Annotated in this window: 16 protein-coding genes; 12 read left to right on the forward strand and 4 right to left on the reverse strand. The window is 60.5% G+C overall.

What is annotated here, in order from left to right; genetic code table 11:
- Positions 1–6: 6 nt before the first annotated feature.
- From parC to F568_RS0103045, 3 genes are all read left to right on the forward strand, one after another.
- Positions 7–2,259 (forward strand): DNA topoisomerase IV subunit A, encoded by a 2,253-nt coding sequence (parC, locus tag F568_RS0103035; RefSeq protein ID WP_019017225.1) that lies wholly within the window; start codon positions 7–9, stop codon positions 2,257–2,259.
- 88 nt (positions 2,260–2,347) lie between these two features.
- The gene (gene serB / locus F568_RS0103040) at positions 2,348–3,565 is read left to right on the forward strand and encodes a phosphoserine phosphatase SerB (RefSeq protein WP_019017226.1); all 1,218 of its coding nucleotides are present in this window, start codon (positions 2,348–2,350) and stop codon (positions 3,563–3,565) included.
- A gap of 79 nt (positions 3,566–3,644) precedes the next feature.
- A complete protein-coding gene (locus F568_RS0103045) occupies positions 3,645–5,321 on the forward strand; it encodes a PilZ domain-containing protein (RefSeq protein ID WP_019017227.1) in 1,677 nt (558 codons plus the stop codon).
- A gap of 11 nt (positions 5,322–5,332) precedes the next feature.
- Here the strand turns inward: F568_RS0103045 and F568_RS22035 are convergent, their stop codons facing one another.
- Positions 5,333–6,328 carry a helix-turn-helix transcriptional regulator gene (locus F568_RS22035; protein WP_019017228.1) on the reverse strand — a complete coding sequence of 332 codons (996 nt, stop codon included), beginning with the start codon at positions 6,326–6,328 and terminating at the stop codon, positions 5,333–5,335.
- 151 nt (positions 6,329–6,479) lie between these two features.
- Here F568_RS22035 and F568_RS0103055 point away from each other — a divergent pair, with 151 nt between their 5' ends.
- The 7 genes from F568_RS0103055 (at position 6,480) to F568_RS0103085 (ending at position 14,611) form a co-directional block, all read left to right on the forward strand.
- Entirely contained in the window at positions 6,480–8,618 is a 2,139-nt protein-coding gene (locus tag F568_RS0103055; protein WP_026300298.1) for a TonB-dependent siderophore receptor, read from the forward strand.
- Positions 8,619–8,691: 73 nt separating this feature from the next.
- Complete coding sequence (locus F568_RS22040) at positions 8,692–9,567, forward strand: alpha/beta hydrolase (protein WP_019017230.1); 876 nt, start codon at positions 8,692–8,694, stop codon at positions 9,565–9,567.
- 56 nt (positions 9,568–9,623) lie between these two features.
- The gene (locus F568_RS0103065) at positions 9,624–10,685 is read left to right on the forward strand and encodes a M4 family metallopeptidase (RefSeq protein ID WP_019017231.1); all 1,062 of its coding nucleotides are present in this window, start codon (positions 9,624–9,626) and stop codon (positions 10,683–10,685) included.
- Positions 10,682–11,008 carry a protealysin inhibitor emfourin gene (locus tag F568_RS22045; RefSeq protein WP_019017232.1) on the forward strand — a complete coding sequence of 109 codons (327 nt, stop codon included), beginning with the start codon at positions 10,682–10,684 and terminating at the stop codon, positions 11,006–11,008. Before F568_RS0103065 ends, F568_RS22045 begins: the two co-directional genes overlap by 4 nt.
- Before the next feature lie 75 nt (positions 11,009–11,083).
- Complete coding sequence (locus tag F568_RS0103075; RefSeq protein ID WP_019017233.1) at positions 11,084–11,332, forward strand: TIGR02647 family protein; 249 nt, start codon at positions 11,084–11,086, stop codon at positions 11,330–11,332.
- A 380-nt stretch (positions 11,333–11,712) separates the two neighbouring features.
- Positions 11,713–13,422 carry a 2-isopropylmalate synthase gene (gene leuA, locus F568_RS0103080; RefSeq protein ID WP_019017234.1) on the forward strand — a complete coding sequence of 570 codons (1,710 nt, stop codon included), beginning with the start codon at positions 11,713–11,715 and terminating at the stop codon, positions 13,420–13,422.
- Positions 13,423–13,459: 37 nt separating this feature from the next.
- The gene (locus tag F568_RS0103085; RefSeq protein ID WP_019017235.1) at positions 13,460–14,611 is read left to right on the forward strand and encodes an MFS transporter; all 1,152 of its coding nucleotides are present in this window, start codon (positions 13,460–13,462) and stop codon (positions 14,609–14,611) included.
- Positions 14,612–14,632: 21 nt separating this feature from the next.
- On the opposite strand, the gene epmB is transcribed toward F568_RS0103085, so the two are convergent.
- Positions 14,633–15,664: an EF-P beta-lysylation protein EpmB gene (epmB, locus tag F568_RS0103090; RefSeq protein WP_019017236.1), complete on the reverse strand. Its 1,032-nt coding sequence runs from the start codon at positions 15,662–15,664 to the stop codon at positions 14,633–14,635.
- 99 nt (positions 15,665–15,763) lie between these two features.
- Between epmB and efp the strand changes: the two genes are divergently transcribed.
- The gene (efp, locus tag F568_RS0103095) at positions 15,764–16,330 is read left to right on the forward strand and encodes an elongation factor P (RefSeq protein WP_019017237.1); all 567 of its coding nucleotides are present in this window, start codon (positions 15,764–15,766) and stop codon (positions 16,328–16,330) included.
- A 134-nt stretch (positions 16,331–16,464) separates the two neighbouring features.
- Positions 16,465–17,436: an EF-P lysine aminoacylase EpmA gene (gene epmA / locus F568_RS0103100; RefSeq protein ID WP_019017238.1), complete on the forward strand. Its 972-nt coding sequence runs from the start codon at positions 16,465–16,467 to the stop codon at positions 17,434–17,436.
- 17 nt (positions 17,437–17,453) lie between these two features.
- Here epmA and asd read toward each other — a convergent pair whose 3' ends face one another.
- Positions 17,454–18,299, reverse strand: a complete 846-nt coding sequence (gene asd / locus F568_RS0103105) for an archaetidylserine decarboxylase (RefSeq protein WP_019017239.1) — start codon at positions 18,297–18,299, stop codon at positions 17,454–17,456.
- A 113-nt stretch (positions 18,300–18,412) separates the two neighbouring features.
- The gene (locus F568_RS0103110; RefSeq protein ID WP_019017240.1) at positions 18,413–19,243 is read right to left on the reverse strand and encodes a sulfurtransferase; all 831 of its coding nucleotides are present in this window, start codon (positions 19,241–19,243) and stop codon (positions 18,413–18,415) included.
- Positions 19,244–19,249: the final 6 nt, after the last annotated feature.

Consider the following 19,249-nt stretch of genomic DNA (forward strand, 5'->3'; position numbering starts at 1 on the left):
CGTTGAATGACCATGGATATCCAGGTAGCGGAAGGCGACGTCGAACGCCTGTCGCTCCGCGAATATACTGAAAAGGCGTACCTCGACTATTCGATGTACGTGATTCTCGACCGTGCGTTGCCACACATTGGCGACGGCATGAAGCCGGTCCAGCGACGCATCATCTACGCCATGCGCGAGCTGTCGCTGACCGCCAATGCCAAGTACAAGAAGTCGGCACGTACCGTTGGCGACGTGCTGGGTAAGTTCCATCCCCACGGGGATAGCGCCTGCTACGAAGCCATGGTGCTGATGGCGCAGTCGTTCAGCTATCGTTATCCGCTGATCGACGGTCAGGGTAACTGGGGCAGCCCGGACGATCCCAAGTCGTTCGCGGCAATGCGTTATACCGAGGCGCGGCTTTCCAAGTTTTCCGAGAATTTGCTCACCGAACTGGGGCAGGGCACCGTCGACTGGATGCCCAACTTCGATGGCACCATGAACGAGCCGGCGGTGCTGCCGGCACGCCTGCCTCATGTGCTACTCAATGGTGCTACGGGGATCGCCGTAGGCATGGCCACCGATATCCCCCCGCACAACGTGAACGAGGTTGTCGAGGCGACCTGCCATTTGCTGCGGCATCCCGAAGCGACAGTCACCGATCTGGTCAAGTACGTGCCGGCGCCGGATTTCCCCACCGAGGCAGAAATCATTACCTCGCGCAGCGACCTGCGCAAGCTCTACGAGAGCGGGCGTGGCTCGATCAAGCTGCGCGCGCGTTACACCTTGGAAGAGGGCAGCGTGGTGATCACGGCGTTGCCTTATCAGGTCAGTGGTTCCAAGGTGCTCGAGCAGATCGCCGCGCAGATGCAGGCCAAGAAGCTGCCGATGGTCTCCGACCTGCGTGATGAGTCGACCCACGAGACACCGACCCGGCTGGTGATCGAGCCGCGCTCCAATCGTGTCGATATCGAATCGCTGATGGCGCACCTGTTCGCCACCACCGACCTCGAGAAGAACATCCGTGCCAACCTCAATATAATCGGACTCGATGGCCGGCCACGGGTCATGCCGCTTAACGACATGCTCGGCGAGTGGTTGACCTATCGGCGCGCCACGGTACGCCGGCGTCTGGAACACCGCTTGGGCAAGGTCGAGGATCGGCTGCATATCCTAGAAGGCTTGCTCACGGCCTACCTCAACATCGACGAGGTAATCCGCATCATCCGCGAGGAAGATGAACCCAAGCCTGCCCTGATGGAGGCCTTCGGCCTTACCGAACGACAGGCCGAGGCCATCCTCGAGCTACGCTTGCGCCATCTGGCCAAACTCGAAGAGTTCAAGATTCGCGGTGAGCAGGATGAGCTGCTAGCCGAACGCAAGCGGCTCAAGGAGTTGCTCGGCAACGATGCGGCGCTGACCGACCTGATCGAGGAAGAACTGCGCGAGGCGGCACGTGAGCATGGCGATTCCCGGCGTTCACCGATTGTGGAGCGCGAAGAGGCCAAGGCGCTGTCCGAAGTCGAGTTGATGGGGGCCGACCCGGTGACCGTGGTGCTTTCGGAGAAAGGCTGGATTCGCAGTGCCAAGGGCCACGAGATCGACCCTGCGGGGCTGGCCTTCAAGGCCGGGGACCGCTTTCATCTGGCCGCACGTGGCAAGACCAACCAGCCGTTGGTGCTGCTCGACGACAGTGGGCGCACCTATACGCTGGCCGCGCACAACCTGCCAAGTGCACGTAGCCAGGGAGAGCCGGTGACCGGACGGATCAACCCTGCGGCTGGCGCACACATGGTCGGGTTGATGCTGGCGCCGCCCGAGACTCGCTACTTGCTGGCTTCTGACGGCGGCTACGGGTTCGTTGCCCGCCTAGAGGAGCTGATCGGCAAGAACAAGTCGGGGAAGGCAGTACTGTCGGTACCCAAAGGATGCAATGTTTTGCCACCGCAACCAGTACCTGGCGTCGATGGCGTAAAGGTCGCGGTGGTCTCCAACGAAGGCCGCCTACTGCTGTTCGATGTTGATCAATTGCCCGAAATGACCAAGGGCAAGGGTAACAAGATGCTCGACATTCCCGGCACGCGGGCTTCGCGCCGCGAGGAGTTCGTGCGTGATCTGCAAATCCTGACCGAAGGGGCTGCATTGGTCGTGCATGCCGGCAAGCGCAAGCTGACCATCAAGCCGGCGGATCTCGACTATTACGTGAGTGAGCGCGGGCGGCGGGGTAGCAAGTTACCGCGCGGCTTCCAGAAGGTAGATCGGCTTGAGGTAGAATCCTGACCTTCGGGCTTCGGCTCAATATAGGTTACCCGACGGATCGTGGCTCAGTGTCACGATCCGCTGCCATTCATTCTGATTCGAGATTTCCATGACTCGACGCATTCTGATTCGTGCCACCGGCACGGCACGCCCCGGCCAGCTGGCTGGCCTTGGACGCGCATTGGCCCGCTGTGGGGCACGCCTGCTAGACATCAATCAGAGCGTGACGTTCGGCATCGTGTCGCTAGAGGCCTTGGTTGGTCTCGATGAGGATGCCGCGCTGGAAGCGACCCTTAACGAAGCTGGTGATGAGCTGGGGCTCGATGTCCAGGCCATCCAGGTCAGTGCTGACGACTATCAACGCTGGACCACACAGGCGGGACAGCCGCGCCTGATTCTGACACTGCTGGCGCCTCGGCTGCCGGCCGGCATTCTTGCCGAGGTGGGGGCATTGACCGCCGAGCATGGCCTTACCGTTGAGCTGATTCATCGCCTGTCCGGTCGCGAACCGCTGGATGGCGAAGCCCCCGAGTATGGGGCCTGTGTCGAGTGTTGGCTGCGCGGCGAGGAGATCGACCTCGAGTCGTTACGCGAAAAGGCCTTGGCACTGGGGGCCATGCACGGCGTGGATATCGCCATACAGGAAGATTCCATCTGGCGCCGACACCGTCGTCTGGTCTGTTTCGATATGGACTCGACCCTGATCCAGGCCGAGGTGATTGACGAGTTGGCGCGTCGCCATGGCGTCTACGACGAGGTGGCGGCGATCACCGAGCGAGCCATGCGCGGCGAGTTGGATTTCCAGCAGAGCTTTCGCGAGCGAATGAGCAAGCTCAACGGGCTCGACGAGAGTGTGCTCAACGAGATCGCCATGTCGTTACCGCTAATGGATGGCGTCGAACGCCTGATGAAGCATCTCAAGCGTCTGGGCTATCGTACGGTGATACTCTCTGGCGGATTCACTTATTTTGCCCGCCACCTTCAGGAACGTCTGGGTTTTGACGAAATACATGCTAATGAGCTTGTTATCGAAAATGGTAAGGTGACCGGTGAGGTTCGGGAGCCGATTGTCGATGCCGATCGCAAGGCGGCACTGCTGCGAGAGATCACCGAGCGCGAGGGGCTATGCCTGGAGCAGACCATTGCCGTAGGCGACGGTGCCAACGATCTAAAGATGCTGGCCACCGCTGGGCTGGGCATTGCCTACCGGGCCAAGCCTCTGGTCCGTAGCCGGGCGCGCCAATCCATTTCTACGCTGGGTCTGGATGCCGTGCTGTACCTGATCGGCTACCGACAGGGTGATCTGGATGACTTGAAAGACGTTTAGACCAGTCGATAACGATGATCAGAACAAGGGACCCGGGATCGACCCCTGGTTTTAGCGAACGTGTAGCGTAGGGAGCGAGATGAACGAGTCGCCTTCGACTGTTGAGCATGCGGGGGAAATTGCCAAGCTGGTGGAGGCGATGAGCCAGCCTGGCGGTGTGTCGCTGAGCTTCGAAGAGCATGGGGCACCGGTATCGGTGCTCCTCGTCGAGGTAATCGAGGATCGGCATTTGGTACTCGATATCAGTGCCGCTCCTGAGATCGCTGGCGAGCTGATGGCCGAGCGTCCATTTCAGCTGACCGGACAGGCGCATGGCGCCATGGTGTCGACAGAGCCGCTCACGGCATTGCCGTTAAGCGGCACGCCTGGGCGCCTGCGGTTCAGCTGTGCATATCCGCAGCGCCTCGATGTCTGGCATAGGCGCAACGCGTTTCGCGCCGAACTCGGCCCTGGCATGCCCGTGGCGGTGGAGCTGGAACTCGACGCCGAGAGAGAGGTGATCCATGGTGAGCTGATCAACCTCTCGCTGGGCGGCTGCCTAGTGCAATTGCCGTTAAACAAGGCGGCGGCGCTGAAGTCCGACCAGTCACTGGCACGCCTGGAGGCAATTTTCCCCAGTGGGCAGCGCCTGACAGCACAGGGTGTGGTGCGTCATGTGCGCATCGACGAGAAGTGGCAACGTGCTCTGGTGGGGTGCGAGTTCAACGTTCCGTCGCCGAAGCTGGAGCGCTGGATCTGGTTTCTTGTCAAGGAAATCGAGCGCGAGGCGGTGCGCAAGGCGACGCAGGGAGAGAAGGCGTTGGGCCCTTCGGAGCTGTTCCGGGCTGCACCGACGACATCGAAGGAACCGCCTGCCCGCCGGCTGCGTGCCGATTATGCCACGCCGATGGCTCGCCGTCTGGCCAAGATCGCGGACTTCCTCAATGCCCAGATGGTGCAATTGCAGAATGGCGGCTCCGTGGACAGCACGCAGCTATCACGTTACAGCGACATGCTGCTGGGGCTGCTTGAGGAAGACCGCGAGGCATTAGTGTTCGCCAGTGTCTGTCTTCACCATGAGCCTCCGTTGGTTCAGCACGGCTTGGCTGTGGCGATTCGCCTGGCCGACCTGGCCAAGGCGCGCAGGGCCCCGCGGGAGCTTCTCAAGGCCATCGTGGCTACCGCCATGGTGCATGATTTAGGCAAGGCTCTGCTGGACGATGCGCTGCGCGATAGCCCATCGTTCGACGCTGCAATGCGTGACCAGCTAAACGATCATGTCGCTTTGATCCGCACCAGGCTGGAAGCATGCCGCTGGCTGGCGCCCCAAGTGATCCGGAGCATTGTCGGGGAAATCAACGAGCGCCTCGACGGAAGTGGCTATCCTGGCGGCTTGCAGGACGCGAAGCTGACGGAGCTGACCCGGATGGCCATGGTAGTTGATGTCGTCGATGCCATGACCCGCTCTCGTCCGGATCGTCCGGCTTGGTCGCTGGAAGATACCTATCGACATATGCTGGGGCGGCCCGCCATGTTCGATCGCGAATGGGTACAACACTATATTCGCTATTTCGGCCGTTATCCGATCGGCAGCCTGGTGCGCTTTTCGAGTGGCGCGCAAGGTTGGATACAGCGTCTGGACAGCAAGGGGCAGCCGCGGCAGGTCGCCGTTATCAGTCCGGCTGCCCAGTTACGGCTGGATGACGAAGTGGCGTCACTGGGCGTGATAGAAGAGATTCTACGAGCGCCATTGCCGGAGCTGCTGCCAAGGCAGTAAGGCAACGTATCTTACTGGCGACAGGCGCTGGGGCATATGCCGAATTGACGCTTGAATGCCGTGGCGAAATTGGCGGCGCTGGTGTAACCGGCCAGCGCCGCCGCCGCTTCCACGCTGACTCCTTTCTCACACAAGGCCTGGCGCGATGCTTGCAGGCGGCGCACGCGCAGGTAACGCCCCAGACTGATGCCGAAGTGTGTCCGAAACTGGCGTTGCAGGCTGCTGTGGCTCATGCCGAGCCGCTCGGCCAGAGCGTCCTGAGTCAGACAGTAGGCTTCCCCGGTATCGATCATCGCGCGTAGGCGTTGCAAGCGTCGGTCTTCTCTAAGACGGGTAAGGTCTCGCTGTTCCCGTACCGGGGGATGCTGGCCTGAGAGAGCTTCCCCGATCAGGGCAAGAGCGCAACCTTCAGTAATCAGACGTTCGCTCAGTTCGGGTAGCGGCCCTGTTTCCGTGAGGGGCGCGAAGAGGCGCTGTGCCAGCTCGCGCACCACGTATGAGGGGCTCCAGGTCACTAGGGCCAAGTGCTGGCCCAGCGTATCCTGCCATGCTCTTCCGGCCATATGGTCTGCCAGATAGCGCTGCAGCCATGCAGGCGTCAGTGTGATCGTCAGGGTCCGCTCATGCCCATTAGCACGGCCGAAGCGCTGGAAGCCAGTGGTTTCCTGCAGCGAAACTAGCATGGCCTGTGTCATCGAGCCGTCCGCAGTATCAGGCCCCAGAGTAAGTTGATGATGCCCGAACCTGACCCGTGCCTGGCCGGAGAGGACCAAGGCTAGCCGTATACCAGGCGGGAGCTCGGCTTCGCTGATCAGATCGTAGCGATCCCGGACGTCCGCCAACCTGACGTACATGCCGGGTTGGGGCTGGATCATGCGCATGCTGCCTTCGAGCAAGGGCGCACGTTGGTCCCAGTCCGGTGCGTATAACTCATGCTGCGCCACGAGAGGGGAGGACAAGGCACGCAGCCGTTGCTTGTCGATCGTCGGCGGGGGAATGGCAGGCATGAGTAAGGTTCCCGAAGGGTTAGGCATTTGCCCATTTCACAAAGCATTTTGCCGCTTCTGCAAAGGCACAGCGATCCTGCAACTGGAATAATGCTCGGCATTGGTAGTTGTTGCAATAGATTATCATTGCCACTTGAGCAGGCAGGTGCAAATGGGAACGATCAAATTGAGTGACGCATACAAAAGAACGCCCTTGTCCTTGGCGATTGGCGGAACCCTCCTGTTGGGCGTGTCCCCCAGCGGTTGGGCACAGGATGCAGCGTCGGGAATCGCCGATGACCGTCTCGCGACGATTACCGTCGAAGGTAACCGGCTCTACGAGATGTTGCCCTCGGAGGAAACCGAAGGGTACGACGTGGATGCCGCCACCGTCGGGACCAAGATTCCCGCCGCGCTGCGCGACATCCCCCAGTCGATCACGGTCGTCACGCGCGATGCCATCGAGGACCGGAATCTCGATACCCTCGATGAGCTGGGGCAGCGTACGCCGGGCATGCGCGTGCTCAACAACGACGATGGGCGATCGTCGATCTATGCGCGCGGCTACGAGTACGACGAATACAATATCGATGGCTTACCGGCTCCGATGCAGAGCATCAACGGGACGGTGCCTACGCTGTCCGCGTTCGACCGTGTCGAAGTGATGCGTGGCCCGTCGGGCCTGTTCAACAGCACCAGCGAAATGGGTGGCATCGTCAACCTGGTCCGCAAGCGGCCTACCGACGAGTTCCAGGGCCATGTGATTGGCCGCTACGGTAGCTGGGACCAGCGCTACCTAGAGTCCGACATTGCTGGGCCGATCGACAGCGAAGGGCGTATGCGTGGTCGACTCGTGGTGTCCGATAGCGCCACGGAGGGTTTCGTCGACCATAACGACAACGAGAACCAGACCTTCTACGGGGCGCTCGATATCGACCTTGATGAGGCTACCACGCTGTCACTGGCCTTCCTGCGCCAGGTCAAGGACATCACGGTCAACAACGGTCAGGCTACCGATACGAATGGCGACCTGCTGTACTCCGACCGCTCCACGTTCTTCGGTGCCGACTGGAACGCGTTCACCATGCAGAGCAACGACTCGCTGGTCGAGCTGACGCACCGCTTTGCCAATGGCGGCTATGGACGCTTCGCCGCGCGTTATTCAGACCGTAAGGCTGACTACAACTACGCGTTCGGTGGTGGCTCGGTCAGTGATGATGGTGTGGTGAGCATCGCCGGCACAGCGGGCGACATAGAGCAGCAAGCCCTGTCCATGGATGCCAGCTACAGCCAACCGTTCGCGGCGCTGGGCAGTGTCAGTGAGTTTGTGGTCGGCAGCGATTACAAGCGCTATGAGACCGATACGCTGGCAGCCAAGGCGCGCCTGGGCACGTCTACCGTCGATACATTTGCCGATATTGCCTACGTCGATATTCTGGCTGACTACCTTTCTACCGATACACGAGAAACCCTTGAGGAAACCGGGCTTTACTCCAAGTTGACGTTCCGGCCGGTCGCTCCGCTGGCGTTGACCGTTGGTGGCCGGATCAGCGACTACGAAGTCGAACTGGAAAACCAGCTCACCGATACCGATTATGTGCGCGACGATAATGAATTCACGAGCTACGCTGGCGCGGTTTACGACCTCGACCCGAATCACTCGCTCTATACGAGCTACTCCGAGGTGTTCAAGCCGCAAACTGAGTATGACGCCAATGGCGATCTGCTCGAGCCGCGTGAAGGCACGCAGTACGAGGTCGGCATCAAGGGCAGTTACCTGGACGGCGACCTGAATGCTCGCCTCTCTGCCTTCCGTCTCTATGATGAGAACACCGCTGCCGGCGTGACCGGTGAGACCTACAGTGCCGCCATCGGCGAGCGTCGCATCCAAGGGGCTGAGCTCGAAGTGGTCGGTTCACCATTGCCTGGCTGGGATGTGATCGCCGGTTACACCTATATGGAAACCGACGTGGACAATGCAGAGACGCCGGCGACGTTCCTGCTGATGCCCCGTAATCTGTTCAATCTCTGGACACAGTACGGTTTCGAGGGCGGTACCCTGGAAGGCTGGCATGTCGGCGGTGGCGTGACGGCGATGAGCGACTTCAGTTCCAGCCAAGGCATCAAGGCGCCAGGATATGCCGTATTCGATGCCATGCTGGGCTACGATTTTACGTCCCAGCTTTCCGGGCAGGTCAATTTAAACAATGTCTTCGATCGCGATTACTACACCCGGGTGGGCAGTACCGGGACGTTTAACATGGTGGGTGAGCCAGCCAACGTCGTGGCTTCACTGCGTTATGACTTCTAGATTGTCTCGGGAGCGCGCATCGCGCTCCCGGTTTTTCACTCTGCTGCTTTGCTGCCTTCTACTGGTACCGGCCATGGCTCACAGTCAGGACACGACCGCCGTCAGCCTACCGGGCACCCAGGCGTTCGTGTTGCATTCCCCCCAGACCGGAGACGATTACCTTATTCAGGTCTCGGTGCCCGATACGCCTGCCCCCGAACAGGGCTATGCGGTGCTTTATGTGCTGGATGGCAACGCGCGCTTTCCACTATTGCACCTGGCACGGGATACCCTGACCCGGCAGGGGCCTTACGGGAGGGGAAGCGCGCTGCTGATCGTCGGTATCGGTTACCCGGACACCGAACGTTTCGACGTTTCCCGTCGCGCGCGCGATTACACGCCGCTACCCTCCGGGCCGGCAGAGGACGGCTCGGCGCAAGGCGGGGCAGAGCGTTTCCTGGCCTTCATCGAGCAGACCCTAAAGCCGGCCATGGCCGAGCGCTTTGCCGTGGATACCTCGCGTGAAGCGCTGATGGGTCATTCCTATGGTGGGCTGTTCGTGATGCACGTGCTGCAGGCGGCGCCGCAGAGCTTCGAGCGTTATATAGCCATCAGTCCATCGCTCTGGTGGCAGCACGGTCAGGTACTGGAGGCGTTAGCGTCACAGCCTGATTCGCCGAGCGTTGTCGCTGGGCGCCATGTCCTGATCGGTGTCGGAGAACTCGAGCAAACGCCGCCGCCAAGCGAGGCCGATACACCGCGTGGCCAACGCAAGCGGGCACATGCCATGGTGGACAACGCAGGTCGGGCCGCCCGGGTACTTCAACGGCTTCGCCCCCAATGGGAAACGCGCTTCGAGGTCTATCCCGGAACGCACCACGGCAGTGTCATGTGGCCGGCAGCACGTCAGGCCATCGTGTTCCTGGCGCCTTGGGACATGTCAGGGCGTGACACGAACGACCGATCTTGAGCCACACTAAGGCCAGGCAAACAGCAAATAGCAATGTTCGCCAGGAGAGGCTTGGAATGTCGTTATTGCATCACCGTTCGTGTCGTTACGGTTTCATGCCGCCCTATGTGCTGGAGCGTGTTGCCGCTCATGGCACCGAGCGGCTTCGGGATGTGGCGCGTCACACGCTGACCACCGACCAGACGTTTCGCGACCGGCGTGGGCCGGGAATTGCTGAAACCTTGCCAACACCGCTGGAGCGGTCGATACCCGGCCAGCCTGCGCGATATATTCACAGTGCCGATCAACTCCTGGAGTTGCCCGGCCGGCTGGTAAGGGCAGAGGGGCAGGAAGCCATCGGCGACCCTGCGGTGGATGAGGCCTACCGTTGGCTGGGCGCGACCTATCGCTTCTTCTGGGAAGTGTTCGCGCGCGATGCCATCGATGGTCGGGGCATGCCGCTGATCGGCACGGTGCATTATGGTCAGGATTATGACAACGCGTTCTGGAACGGGGCGCAGATGGTCTTCGGCGATGGTGACGGCGAATTGTTCCATCGCTTTACCGCCTCGCTCGACGTGGTTGCCCACGAACTGGCCCATGGCGTGACCGAACGAGAAGCCGGTCTGGTTTATGCCTATCAGTCCGGAGCGCTCAACGAATCGTTTTCCGATGTCTTCGGCAGCCTGGTCAGGCAGCACTACTTGAACAGGACGGCAGCTCAGGCCGACTGGTTGATCGGTGCCGACCTGTTGACTGAACGGGTCAATGGCCGTGCCATGCGTTCGCTGGCCGAGCCCGGAACGGCCTATGACGACCCAGTGCTTGGCCACGATCCTCAGCCTGGTCACATGCGCGATTATGTCGAAACCCAGGCTGACAATGGCGGTGTCCATATCAACTCGGGTATACCCAATCATGCCTTCTATCTCGTGGCGATGGCCCTGGGGGGCTACGCGTGGCAGGCGCCGGGGCGCATCTGGTATGACACCCTGCTTGACTCACGGCTAACAGCTGACTGTGATTTCGCCACCTTTGCCCGGTTGACCGAAGATAACGCCGACCGGCGCTTCGGTAGGCACAGTCGGGAGGTGGGGGCTGTCCGTGATGCCTGGCGAGGCGTGGGGGTATTGTCATGAGCCAGTCTACGCCCCGGCTGGGGCCGCATAGCGTGCTGCTCATTCGACGCGAGGGGGGCATTGCGCATTTTCCGGGCCTGGCGTCGCCTCGCCGGATACGATGCGCTCAATGCACCGAGGAACAGCGTCAGTGGATTCAGAGCTTGCTCGAGCAGGCTGGGCAATACTTGGATATCGAAGGTGGCGCCGACCGGCGCCGCTTCTGTCTCGAGATCACGGAGGAAGATGCGTCCACGTCGCCGACCTGGACGCTATCCTTTGATGAGTCCCAGGCTCCCGCGGCCCTGATAAGGCTCTGGCAACATGGCATGCTGGAGGAATAGCAACACCAAGCATGGCAGGAACGGCTGGTTCTGGCCTAGAGTGAAAGGCGCCATAACAACAATCCGAGGTGATTCATGACTTACACGCCTGACATGATCGATGAGCTTAACGTTCTGTGCCTGTTCAACTTGTCGACGACTCACGAGGGAATCAAGGTGCACTCATCGGCAATGCCTGAGAAAGTCGCTGCCACACAGCGCCTCTACGAGCGTGGCTTGGTGACCCAACCCGATGGCGGTTATCTGACCGGGCTTGGTCGCGATGCTGCCACGCAGGCCCAGAACCTGCTGACGATCCTGTCGACGGCACCGGCCACTACCTGATTGCTGGCTGGAGTTGACAAGCTTCTGATGAATTGGTTTTCTTGAAGGATGAATACCGGTACTTGCGTTCTCTCGCTATCGCTACGACTACCAGGCGCCCTTTGATTGCGCCACCGTGTCTGTGTGCCCTTGGGCACTGAGTCCTTCCTGTCGAGCTACGAGAGTCAACACAATGCCGGTCAGTCACTCCCAGCCTCATTTCCCATCGGTTTTGTTTTTCGTCCGCCATCAGGGCTGTTGCTCTGTTCGGTGGATGCCTGCGTCTGACAAGACGCATCCAAAGTATTGTCGCGTTGCCCCGCTGAGCCGAAGTTCAGCGGGGTATTTCGTTACTCGCTCCGAATGTTCTGACCCGCACTGCCAGACGAGGAATTTCCGCCATGATGTTGCCTGATCCGTCCATCAAGTACCGTCCCTTCGTTGCCGTCGACCTGCCTGATCGTCAATGGCCGAATCAGCGAATCACTCATCCGCCGGTATGGTGCAGCGTCGATATGCGCGACGGTAATCAGGCGCTGATCGACCCCATGGATCTTGAACGCAAGCGTCGTTTCTTCGAGATGCTGGTGAAGATCGGTTTCAAGGAGATCGAGGTAGGCTTTCCTTCGGCCTCGCAGATCGACTTCGATTACGTTCGTGAGCTGATAGACAACGACCTGGTGCCGGACGACGTGAGCATACAGGTGCTGACCCAGGCCCGACCGCATCTTATCGAGCGTACCTTCGAAGCCCTAAAGGGGGCCAGGAAGGCCATCGTTCATGTCTATAATGCGACCGATCCGGTGTTCCGTCGCGTGGTGTTCAACGTCGACAAGCCCCAGTGCATCAAGATCGCTACCGATGCCACTGAACTCATCAAGCAGCGCATGGCGGAACATCCCGAGACCGACTGGACGTTTCAGTATTCACCGGAACTGTTCACCTCAACCGAACTCGATTTCGCCGTCGAGATTGTCGATGCCGTGGCGGCGAGCTATGAGCCGACCCCCGACAAGCCGATGATCGTCAACCTGCCGGCCACGGTAGAAATTGCCACGCCCAACAACTATGCCGACCAGATCGAGTGGTTCTGTCGTCACGTTGCCAACCGCGATAGCCTGGTGGTCAGCGTGCATCCCCATAACGACCGGGGGACGGGGGTGGCGGCGGCTGAACTGGCGGTGATGGCTGGCGCCGATCGTGTCGAGGGCACGCTGTTTGGTAATGGCGAGCGTACCGGCAACGTCGATATCGTTACCCTGGCGATGAACCTCTATACCCAAGGCGTGCATCCACAGCTCGATTTTTCCAACATCACGCCGATCATGCGTGAGGTCGAACATTGCAACCAGCTGCCGGTACACCCCCGCCATCCCTACGTCGGCGACTTGGTGTTCACGGCGTTCTCCGGCTCGCACCAGGATGCCATCAAGAAGGGCATGACCGAGCGCCGTCAGCATCCCGATGCCATGTGGGCAGTGCCATATCTGCCGATCGATCCGCTCGACGTGGGCCGCAGCTATGAGGCGGTCATCCGGGTCAACAGCCAGTCCGGCAAGGGCGGTGTCGCCTACCTGCTCGAAGAGGAGCATGGCATCGAGCTGCCGCGACGGTTGTCCATCGAGTTCAGCCAGGTGGTTCAAGAGGTCGCCGAGCGTACCGGCAAGGAAATCACCTCGCAGATGATCTACCAGGCCTTCGCCGACGAGTACTTGGACAGAACGTCGCCGTATGCGCTGGTCAATCACCGCCTTTCCTCCGAGCCGGACAGCCCGCGTGTGCATCTCGAGGCGGTCATCGAGGATCGCGATAGCCGCGAGACCCTGCATGGCACTGCCAATGGCCCACTGGCTGCGTTTATCAAGGCGCTTGGTGCCCATGGATTGAACATTGAGATCATCGACTATCATGAGCATTCACGAGGACAGGGCGCCGAGGCGGAAGCCATCGCTTACGTCGAGGTGCGCATCGATGACAAGGCCGTGTTCGGCGTAGGCATTGACGAGAGCATCACCAGCGCCTCGATGAAGGCAGTCATGGGGGCGCTCAACCGACACTTGGCCACGCACACAGAAGCGGCGCCCAACGTCACGGCCGACACGCTCAAGTAACTCCTACGGATGTATTTTTCGGAAAGGATGCCGAATATTGTCTGAGTTAGCTGACAGCAGTAGCCGAGAGGTGCGTCTGGCGCGCCTAGGCGTACTCGGCCTGTTTTTGATCAACGGGCTGGTCACGGCCAGCCTGGTGCCGCATATCCCGCTCTTTCAGGCGCGCCTCGACCTTACCCCCGGATGGCTGGGCATCGCCCTGCTGGGGGTGGCCATAGGCGCTATCGTCAGCATGCCGTTGACGGCGCAGTTCATCGAGCGCTATACCAGCCGCACCGTTGTCATGGTCGCTACGCCGATCTATTGCCTGGCACTGATAGGGCCGATCGTCGCGCCATCGCTGCCCATCCTGTTCGCGGCGCTGGTACTGTTCGGTCTGGGCAACGGCAGCATGGATGTGGCCATGAACGCCCAGGCGGTGGACATAGAGAAGCGCTACGGGCGGCCGATCATGTCCTCGTTTCATGGCTTCTTCAGCCTGGGGGGGCTGGTCGGAGCCGGAGGCGGCGGGCTACTGCTGGAAATGGGGCTGGCGCCGTGGGCCCACGTCTCTCTGCTGGCAGCGGTGCTGTTGGTGGCCTGCGTTCCGGCGCTACGGGTGGCGCTACACGGCCAGGGCGAGGCCAGTGGTCCACAGTTCGTGCTGCCGCGTGGTGCCTTGCTGGGTGTCGGCGTGCTGGCGCTGTTCACGCTGTTCTGCGAGGGGGCGATGAACGACTGGAGCGCCATCTACCTGCGTGATGCCTTCTCCTTGGGGCCAGGTTTGGCGGCGATGGGCTACGCCAGCTTCTCGCTGACCATGACTCTGGGCAGGCTATTTGGCGATCGCGTGGTGGCGCGTGTCGGTCGGGTTCTGGCGGCCCGGCTAAGCGCAGCCCTCGCGGCGAGTGGCATGACCTTGACCTTGCTGGCGCCATCGTTCGGCGTCGCTCTGGTGGGCTTTGGTATCATTGGTTTGGGGTTGGCCAACATGATTCCCATTTTGTTCAGCGCGGCAGGCAACTCCCGGACCATGCGCCGTGGCCCGGCGATCGCCGCTGTAGCCACGCTGGGCTATGCCGGGTTACTCACCGGGCCCCCCTTGATCGGCTTCGTGGCGCAACTTACGAGCCTGACCACGGCGTTGGCGATGCTGATCGTGGCCATGCTGTCGGTGATTGCCTTCGCCTCGATCATTCGGCGCGCTTGAACTGACGGTATCTCGTCTTGGCTACAATGGCGACTTGCTGGCCTCTCCAGGGACCTCACGAACCAGGCGTGGCAGCAGGAAGCCAGCCAGGCGGGTCCGTAACGCATCGATCAGGGCCACCGCTTCGGCATCGGGCACGTCGAAATGGGCAGCGCCAGCTACCGGATCGAGGACATGCAGGTAGTAGGGCAGGACACCGGCGGAAAACAGCCGTTCGGAGAGTTCGGCCAATGTAGCCACCTCATCGTTGACGCCCCGCAGCAGCACGCTCTGGTTAAGCAGGGTCACACCCGCATTCTGCAGGCGCTTACAGGCCTCGATGACAGCGTCGTCGATCTCGTTGGGGTGGTTGATGTGCAGTACCATGACGGTCTGCAGCCGGGTATCCTTTAACCAGGCCAGCAAGGCGTTGTCTATCCGGTCGGGAATCACCACCGGCAGCCGAGTATGGATCCGCAGCCGGCGCAGGTGGGGAATTTCACCGAGGCGCCCCACCAGCCAGGCCAGGCGCTTATCGTTGGAAGCCAGAGGGTCGCCGCCGGACAGGATCGCTTCCTGGATGCTGGGGTCACGGCGCAGATACCCCAGCGTTTCCTCCCATTGAGTGCGCGAGGGGGAATTCTCGGCATAGGGGAAGTGACGCCGGAAGCAGTAACGGCAATTGATCGCACAGGTCGGGCTGCCGATCAACAATACTCGCCCATGATACTTGTGGATCAGGCCTCGGCGGGGCGTATGCTCCGCTTCTTCCAGCGGGTCACTGACGAAACCGGCCACGCTGTCTGTCTCGGCAGTCACGGGAAGCACCTGACGGAGCAGCGGATCGTGGGGGTCGCCCCGGCGTATCCGAGACAAGTATGCCTCGGGAACGCGCACCTCGAACAGCGCATGCCCTTGACTGGCACCCGGCAGCCAGCGCTCGTCCAGGCCCAGCCGGGCGAGTAGGTCGCGTGGATCGCGAATGGCCTTGGCGAGCTGTGTCTGCCAGTCTCGAGCTTCGTCCGTTACTGTGGGGATAACGCTCTGCAAAAGGTCGGGGCTTCGGGTTATCATGCGCCACACTATATCAATGCGAAGGCGACATGCGCTTCGCGGGTCAGTTCATGCACGTCCGGCCGGCAGGCCAGACGAAGGAATCTTCAGCGAGGAATCATGGCGAACTATTCTACCAACGAATTCAAGGGCGGTCTGAAAGTCATGTTGGACGGCGATCCTTGTAACATCGTCGAGAACGAATTCGTCAAGCCAGGTAAGGGTCAGGCCTTCAACCGCGTCAAGCTGCGCAACTTGATTACCGGGCGCGTCTGGGAGCGTACCTTCAAGTCCGGCGAATCGCTGGAAGGCGCTGACGTCATGGACTTGGAGATGGAATATCTCTATACCGACGGGGACATGTGGCACTTCATGAAGACTGACGGCTCCTTCGAGCAGTACGCGGTCGACAAGAAGGCGCTCGGTGATACCGAGAAGTGGCTCAAGGAGCAGGTGGCCTATACCGTGACCCTGTGGAACGACAACGCGATCAGCGTAACGCCACCCAACTTTATCGAGCTGGAAGTGGTCGAGACCGATCCCGGCCTGAAGGGCGATACCGCCCAAGGCGGCTCCAAGCCGGCTACGCTGTCTTCCGGCGCTGTGGTGCGAGTGCCATTGTTCATCAATCAGGGCGAGGTGCTCAAGATCGATACACGGTCCGGCGAGTACGTTTCTCGGGCATAATCGGCGCTGTTGCGCTCGGTGATGTGACGTTGGAAACAGGCACGCTATGCTCATTGCGCGCCCGTGAAGACGGGTGCCCTGCTTGAAGGCCACGCTTGGATGCGTGGCCTTTTGGTTTTCACAAGGAGCAAAACATGACTGATGACTGGCATCCTACGGCGAGCATCGAGACACTGCGCGAGCGGTCTCGTCTATTGGCAAGGATACGGGCATTCTTTACCGAGCGTGATGTACTGGAGGTGGAAACGCCTGTACTGGGCCATGGCGGGAGCACCGATGTGCATCTCGATTCGCTGTGTCTGGCGGCGACCACGCCGGCGGGCTGCGAGCGGCTGTGGCTGCAGACGTCACCGGAATTCCACATGAAACGTCTACTGGCTGCCGGCAGTGGTCCGATATTCCAACTGGCACGCAGTTTTCGTAATGGCGAGGTGGGGCGGCGTCACAACATCGAGTTCACCATGCTCGAGTGGTACCGTCCCGGATTCACTCTGGATACGCTGATTGGCGAGACCGATGCCCTGATACGCCATGTCCTGCCGAGTGTTGGACCGTGTCGCCAACGCCGATATCGCGATCTGTTTCGCGAGGCGTTGCAGGTTGACCCCTTTACGACACCTCTCGGTACGCTGCGGCAGCTGGCGATGCAGCATGGCCAGATCGACATGATGGAAAGCGAGCGAGACGCTTGTCTGGACTTGTTGATGAGCGTGATGATTGAGCCCGGGCTGGGTCGTGACGGAATCGATGTGGTCATCGATTATCCGGCCAGTCAGGCAGCCCTGGCCAGGCGCCGTTACGACCCGGAGGATGGTGTCGAGGTGGCAGCGCGTTTTGAGGTTTACATCAATGGCCTGGAACTGGCCAACGGCTACCATGAGCTGACCGATGCCAAGGAGCAGGCTAACCGCTTCGACGAAGACAATCGTGAACGCGAGCGCCTTGGTAAGCCGCCGGTGGATGTTGATCGGCGGCTAGTGGCGGCCTTGCAGGCCGGAATGCCGGAGGGTTGTGGTGTAGCATTGGGGCTGGACCGGTTGATCCAGCTGGTGCTGGGCAAGGATAGCGTGGCCGATGTCATGGCATTTGCCACGCCCAACGCCTAGGAACTGAATTCTACGTATCAGGTGTCATGGAACTGCCCAAGTGGCTGCCCCATGCTGACCATGCTGTTATTAATGGACAGGTCTTCACGAAAGTCGACGGGACGCGGAAAACACAGGATGACAGTGGAACCGAGCTTGAACCGCCCCATCTCGGCTCCCTTGGCCAATTCGATGGCTTCATTGTAGCGGGTCGTCTGGACCTGGCCCGATTTTGGTGTGATTTGCCCCGCCCATACGGTTTCTATGGCGGCCACGATCATTGCGCCGACCAGTACCATGGCCATCGGGCCGAACTCCGTATCGAAAATGCAAACCAGGCGTTCGTTTCGCGCGAAAAGCCCGGGGACGTTAGCGGCGGTAGCCAGATTGACCGAGAACAGGCGCCCCGGGACGTAAGCCATTTCGCGCAGCGTGCCACCCAGCGGCATATGGACACGGTGATAATCCCGGGGCGAAAGATAGATGGTTGCGAAACTGCCGTTGCGGAATGGCTCGGCACGCCGGGAATCTCCCCCGAGCAGGGTAGTCAACGAATAGGCCTGCCCTTTGGCCTGGATCAATGTGCCATGTTCGATACGCCCGGATTGTGAGAGTACGCCATCGGTAGGGGAAACCAGGCCATCGCCGATGGGGCGGGCATCGTCTCGCATGGCACGGGTAAAGAAAGCGTTAAAGCAGTCATAGGTGTGCGGGTTGGGCTCTAGGGCTTGGCTCATGTCGACGTCGAAGACGCGAATGAACTGTTCGATCAACAGGTTCTTCAGCCAGGGCGTACGGCACTCGGCGAGTTGCCCCACCAACCGGGAAATCAGGTGATGAGGTAGCGGGTACTGGATGAGGGAAAACAGCTGATCGCGATCCACGGTTCGGAATCCATAGTGAAACAGCCCGCCACCATAGTCGTAGCGGGCCTAAGAGACAAGTTGATACAGCGTTTGCCGAGGCGGTGTCGGCAAGCCTGCAGTGTCTGTTTTCGCTACTTTTCGATCGGCGTATCGTCGCGATTGCCCCATTCCTGCCAGGATCCAGCGTAAGCACGCATCCTGTCGAAGCCCAGGGCCTTGCCGACCAGCCAGGTGAATCCGCTGCGGTGATGACTTTGGCAGTGAGTAATCACTTCCATATCAGGCGTGAGCCCCTGAGCCTCGAGTTCGGTGATCAGTTCGGCATAGTCACGAATGCGTAGTTGGCGTTCGCGATCCATGGCATCAGTCCACTCCATGTTGATGGCGCGGGGGATATGACCCAGGTGCTTATTCTTGCCTTTCTCTCCCCGGTATTCCTCGGGAGATCGCGCGTCCCAGATTGCTAGGTGCTTGTCATTCAGGCGCTCGGCAAGTTCCTCCCGTTCGATCAGAACCTGAGGATGAAGAAACTCTGCCTGATAATCGCTGGGCTCCGGTACGTGATCTTCCGTTGATACGGGCAGTCCCTCGGCACGCCAGGCATGAATACCGCCGTTCAGGTAGGAATAGCGGGTATGTCCAATCAGCTCGAGGGTCCAGAGTAGACGCCCGGCCCAGCCGCCGCCTTCATCATCATAGGCCACCACATGGGTGTCCCGGGTCAGGCCGAGCGAGGAAAACAGGGCCGATAGGGCGTCTTCCTCGGGAACGTCATTGGGAACCTCCCCGTCACCACGCAGTAGGCGGCGATGGTCCAGGAAGACTGCACCGGGCACGTGGCCTGCCGTGTAGCTGTCCGCCTTGAGTGGCACATCGATAATCAGTACCTGGGGATCGTCGATGACCTCGGCCAGTTGGTCCGGCTCGACGATCAGCGGCAGGAGGTTGGATTCAGAGCTCATGGATGA

The organism is Modicisalibacter luteus DSM 23508 (genome assembly GCF_000378505.1).
GTDB classification, from domain to species: Bacteria; Pseudomonadota; Gammaproteobacteria; order Pseudomonadales; family Halomonadaceae; genus Modicisalibacter; species Modicisalibacter luteus.

Bases quoted from the DNA above. Each gene is read 5' to 3' on its own strand.
- F568_RS0103045 (WP_019017227.1), top strand. From the start codon at position 3,645: ATGAACGAGTCGCCTTCGACTGTTGAGCATGCGGGGGAAATTGCCAAG.
- serB (WP_019017226.1), top strand. From the start codon at position 2,348: ATGACTCGACGCATTCTGATTCGTGCCACCGGCACGGCACGCCCCGGC.
- F568_RS22035 (WP_019017228.1), bottom strand. From the start codon at position 6,328: ATGCCTGCCATTCCCCCGCCGACGATCGACAAGCAACGGCTGCGTGCC.
- F568_RS0103065 (WP_019017231.1), top strand. From the start codon at position 9,624: ATGTCGTTATTGCATCACCGTTCGTGTCGTTACGGTTTCATGCCGCCC.
- epmA (WP_019017238.1), top strand. From the start codon at position 16,465: ATGACTGATGACTGGCATCCTACGGCGAGCATCGAGACACTGCGCGAG.
- leuA (WP_019017234.1), top strand. From the start codon at position 11,713: ATGATGTTGCCTGATCCGTCCATCAAGTACCGTCCCTTCGTTGCCGTC.
- parC (WP_019017225.1), top strand. From the start codon at position 7: ATGACCATGGATATCCAGGTAGCGGAAGGCGACGTCGAACGCCTGTCG.
- F568_RS0103055 (WP_026300298.1), top strand. From the start codon at position 6,480: ATGGGAACGATCAAATTGAGTGACGCATACAAAAGAACGCCCTTGTCC.
- efp (WP_019017237.1), top strand. From the start codon at position 15,764: ATGGCGAACTATTCTACCAACGAATTCAAGGGCGGTCTGAAAGTCATG.
- F568_RS0103075 (WP_019017233.1), top strand. From the start codon at position 11,084: ATGACTTACACGCCTGACATGATCGATGAGCTTAACGTTCTGTGCCTG.
- epmB (WP_019017236.1), bottom strand. From the start codon at position 15,664: ATGATAACCCGAAGCCCCGACCTTTTGCAGAGCGTTATCCCCACAGTA.
- F568_RS0103110 (WP_019017240.1), bottom strand. From the start codon at position 19,243: ATGAGCTCTGAATCCAACCTCCTGCCGCTGATCGTCGAGCCGGACCAA.
- F568_RS22040 (WP_019017230.1), top strand. From the start codon at position 8,692: ATGGCTCACAGTCAGGACACGACCGCCGTCAGCCTACCGGGCACCCAG.
- F568_RS22045 (WP_019017232.1), top strand. From the start codon at position 10,682: ATGAGCCAGTCTACGCCCCGGCTGGGGCCGCATAGCGTGCTGCTCATT.